This window comes from Persicitalea sp., from assembly GCF_041751555.1.
Classification (GTDB): Bacteria; Bacteroidota; Bacteroidia; order Cytophagales; family Spirosomataceae; genus Persicitalea.
Genome location: NZ_JBGSXF010000337.1, coordinates 1 through 3949 on the forward strand (window position 1 = coordinate 1; position 3949 = coordinate 3949).

General features: G+C 49.6%; 5 protein-coding genes. 4 read left to right on the top strand and 1 reads right to left on the bottom strand.

What is annotated here, in order from left to right; translation table 11 throughout:
• A partial coding sequence (locus tag ACEW8P_RS12065) for an SRPBCC domain-containing protein (protein WP_373513333.1) occupies positions 1-287 on the bottom strand: 287 nt, incomplete at its 3' end.
• A 192-nt stretch (positions 288-479) separates the two neighbouring features.
• Here ACEW8P_RS12065 and ACEW8P_RS12070 point away from each other — a divergent pair.
• The 4 genes from ACEW8P_RS12070 to mutS all read left to right on the top strand — a co-directional run.
• The gene (locus ACEW8P_RS12070) at positions 480-1211 is read left to right on the top strand and encodes a hypothetical protein (RefSeq protein WP_373513334.1); all 732 of its coding nucleotides are present in this window, start codon (positions 480-482) and stop codon (positions 1209-1211) included.
• A gap of 207 nt (positions 1212-1418) precedes the next feature.
• Positions 1419-1622: a hypothetical protein gene (locus ACEW8P_RS12075; RefSeq protein ID WP_373513335.1), complete on the top strand. Its 204-nt coding sequence runs from the start codon at positions 1419-1421 to the stop codon at positions 1620-1622.
• 5 nt (positions 1623-1627) lie between these two features.
• Positions 1628-2005 (top strand): type II toxin-antitoxin system VapC family toxin, encoded by a 378-nt coding sequence (locus tag ACEW8P_RS12080; protein WP_373513336.1) that lies wholly within the window; start codon positions 1628-1630, stop codon positions 2003-2005.
• 91 nt (positions 2006-2096) lie between these two features.
• Positions 2097-3949: DNA mismatch repair protein MutS (gene mutS / locus ACEW8P_RS12085; protein ID WP_373513337.1), on the top strand; the 1853-nt coding region annotated here is incomplete at its 3' end.

The following is a 3949-nucleotide window of genomic DNA, read 5'->3' on the forward strand; positions in this document are numbered from 1 at the left end:
ACCGAAACTTTCCGATCGTCAATTAGGGCGTATTCGAGTAGTTCCTTCTCCTCTATTTTTTTGTAAGTGCCGGAGAAGTCGAAGCCGAAGCTGCCATCGCGCGCTTCCATGCGGAAGAGGAATTCGCCGCCTTCCTTTAAATCATTGTCCGCCTTGGGGGTGTACCAATCGTCGCTGGCGTTGTTCCATTTCACAATGTCTTCGGGTGTAGTCCAGCACTTCCATACTTTTTCTCCGGGTGCATCAATCGTAGTTTCGACGCTGATGTCTTTCTTTTCGTCTGCCATTGTTAGGTTAGTTCGTTGATGGGTAGTTAAGAGAGGTGGAATTGATAAATTTCCGTGCCGGGGCTTGGAAATTTATCAGAAAACTGCCTTGCAAAGTACCTCGCCTATAGCAGATTGTTAACCATCTTATAGTCGGGCTGATTTGTAGTTTTGAAACACTATTGTATCTTTAAATTCTTAACGGCAAACCCTATGAAACGCTCCAACTACCTCCTGAAAATTGACGATCCCTGCCCCGAAAGTTGGGCGGCCATGTCGCCTACTGATTCGGGCCGCTTCTGCGCCAGTTGCGCCAAGAATGTCATCGACTTCACCAATCTGTCGGATGATCAGGTACTGGCGATCATCAAAATATCGAGCGGGAACCTTTGCGGACGGATGGAAGAAAGCCAGATGAATCGGTTTCTGGTCAGTAAAGCCGAGCCATCAAACAAAGCCAGATTCTTTCGGCTCATTGCCAGTCTTTTTCTGATTTCTGCGGGTGAAAGTCAGGCGCAGGAACTGATTGTGCGGGAGCCGATGGCGATGGTCAAGCCGCCGACGCAACAAGAGAAATTTGAGAAAGAAGTAGAAGATGGCCCTGACTACAGACTGAAGATTTGGGTTAAGAGCCGGGTAGTTTCGTCCGAAACCGAAGAACCGGTTTCCAAAGCTTACATTCTTCCAAGACGCACGAATATTACGACTCTGACGGACGATGGAGGTTATTTTGAGTTACTCTTGCCTGATAGTCTGGCAGAAGAACAAATCAGAATTACCATTTTTCGCCACGATATTGGTCAGAATAACATAACGGCCGCAGTAGCTGAATTTCCTGAGGTAATTGAGTTGGCCCCCTTCATACCCACGAAAACTATTTCCGGCGGTGGATTGACCGTCGTGAAAAGAAAATGGTGGCAGCGGCGGCGGAAAGATTGTAAATAGAATCATTTAACCCCGCCTAAAATTCGTAAAACAATGCTCAAGCTTTCCTCTTCTTATCCACAGAGGCTGATGTTCCACCCTCTGTGGTTTAAAAGCTGCATTCCCCCTTGCCAAACCACCCCAAAGCGTTAAACTTGTATTTACACGTGGAGCCTTTTTCGAATGCAAGTTTGATTTTTACTATTTTTGAAAAAAACTTACATTCTCATGGAAACGCTGCTCATTCAACTGACCCATCAAAACGCTAAAAACCTGCTGCTGGATCTCGAATCGATGGAAATAATCAAGATCGTCAAGTCAAAGCCATCCGCCACACCCAATTCACAACGGTTGCGGGGCAAGCTATCGGATAAAACGGCTAAGGCATTACAAGCCCACGTGGCGCAAAGCCGGGAAGAGTGGGACAAATGAAATTTTTGGTAGATAGTAACGCGGCCATTGACTACCTGAATGCAAAGCTACCGCCAGCCGGGATGGATTTGATGGACAGCCTGGTGGATGATGTAAGCGTAATTACGGTCATTACCCAAATTGAAATTCTTGGATTCGATGCTCCCCCAGAAGACGAAGCTGTAACTCATGATTTTGTTAATTCTTCCTTTATTATTGCTCTCGACCCGAATATCATCAAGAAAACCATTGAAATACGGAAATTTCATAAAATAAAGACACCCGACGCCATTATTGCCGCCTCTGCCTTATGTTTTGACTTGACGCTTGTCACTAGAAATACGGCTGATTTTTTGAAAATTTATGGGCTAAAACTGCTCAACCCTCATAGTGTCGAATCGTAATCCGTCTTCCCTTGCCAAACCACCCCAAAGCGTTAAATTTGTATTTACGCGGAAAAAACGTTTCGCTCGTATCTTGTAAATCAAATTCTCTTTGGCAAAGCCTTCAAAACCTCGAGAAACGCCCCTCAATAAGCAATACAACCAAATCAAGGCCAAGTACCCCGGCGCGCTGCTGCTGTTCCGGGTCGGTGATTTTTACGAAACTTTTGGAGAAGACGCTATTCGGGCGTCCAAAATCCTGGGCATCGTCCTCACGCGTCGCAATAACGGCGGGGCGCACGAAGAGCTGGCGGGTTTTCCGCACCACTCGCTCGACACCCATTTGCCCAAACTAGTCAGGGCAGGCGAGCGCGTGGCGATTTGCGACCAGCTCGAAAACCCCGCCGAGGCCAAGGGCATCGTCAAGCGCGGCGTGACTGAATTGGTGACGCCGGGCGTGTCGTTTAACGACAACGTGCTGGACGGGCGGCGCAACAACTACCTGGCGGCGGTGCATTTCGGCAAGAACGATCAACTCGGCCTGTCGCTGCTGGACATTTCGACGGGCGAATTTTTGGCTTCCCAGGGTACTTCGGACTACGTGGACAAGATGCTGCAAAGCTTTGCGCCCGCCGAGGTACTTTTTTGCAAGAAAAACAAGAATGAATTCATTCAGTTGTTCGGCGACAAGTTTCACACTTTTACACTAGAAGACTGGTGTTTCGGCGATGATTTTGCCTTCGAGAAACTTACCACGCATTTCCGCACAACTACCCTGAAAGGCTACGGCGTGGAACTGCTGCCGCTGGGCGTGGTAGCGGCGGGCGTCATCATCCACTACCTGCTCGAAACCGAACACAAGGAAATTGGTCACGTAAGCCGCATTACGCGGCTGGAAGAGGAAAAGTACGTCTGGCTCGATCGCTTCACGATTCGGAATCTCGAACTGATTTTCCCGCAGCAGGAAGGCGGTGTGCCGTTGATCCAGATTTTGGACCATACCGTGACGCCAATGGGCGCACGGTTGCTGCGCAAGTGGGTAGTTTTGCCATTGAAAGAAAAAACGCCCATCGAGGAACGCCTCGATACGGTGGAACTAATGTTGCAACAGGAAGATCTGCACGAAGAACTACTCAATCACCTTAAACAAATCGGCGACCTCGAACGGCTTATTTCCAAAGTCGCCGTGCGGCGAATCAGTCCGCGCGAGTTGGGGCAGTTGAAGAAGTCTCTGCTACAAATCGCGCCGATCAAGGAAATGCTGGGGAGCCGGACAACTGCCCAACCTGTTACTGTTGAGGAAGGTGACGCCAAGCCTAAGAAATCATCAAGTGTCCTCCGCAAGTACGCCGATCAACTGAATCCATGCGAGTTTTTATTGGAAAAAATTGAAACCGAACTCCGCGACGACGCGCCCATTCTGAGTACCCAGGGCGGGATGATTAAGAGCGGGATCGATCCCGAACTCGACGAACTGCACGACATTGCTTTCTCGGGCAAAGACTACCTGCTCAAAGTCCAGAAACGGGAGAGCGAGCGCACGGGCATTACTTCGCTGAAAGTAGCTTTCAACAAGGTGTTTGGGTACTACCTGGAAGTGAGCAACGCCCACAAAAGCAAGGTGCCGCCCGAGTGGATCAGGAAGCAGACGCTCGTCAACGCTGAGCGCTATATTACGCCCGAACTGAAAGAATACGAAGAGAAAATTTTGAACGCCGAAGACCGGATTTTTGCCATTGAATCGAGGATCTTCAACGACCTTGTCACCGCGACGGTCGAGTACGTCGCGGCCATTCAGCAGAATGCCCGCATCGTGTCGGTGCTGGACGCGTTGGGATCGTTCGCCACCGTAGCGCGGAAGAACAACTACGTGAAGCCCGTTATCACCGAAAGCAAGGAACTTGATATAAGGGACGGCCGCCATGCGGTCATCGAGCAGCAACTACCCCTGGGCGAAAGCTACGT

What these genes read in the sequence shown, in the direction of transcription:
- ACEW8P_RS12070 (WP_373513334.1), top strand. Translation starts at nt 480, where the DNA reads ATGAAACGCTCCAACTACCTCCTGAAAATTGACGATCCCTGCCCCGAA.
- ACEW8P_RS12075 (WP_373513335.1), top strand. Translation starts at nt 1,419, where the DNA reads ATGGAAACGCTGCTCATTCAACTGACCCATCAAAACGCTAAAAACCTG.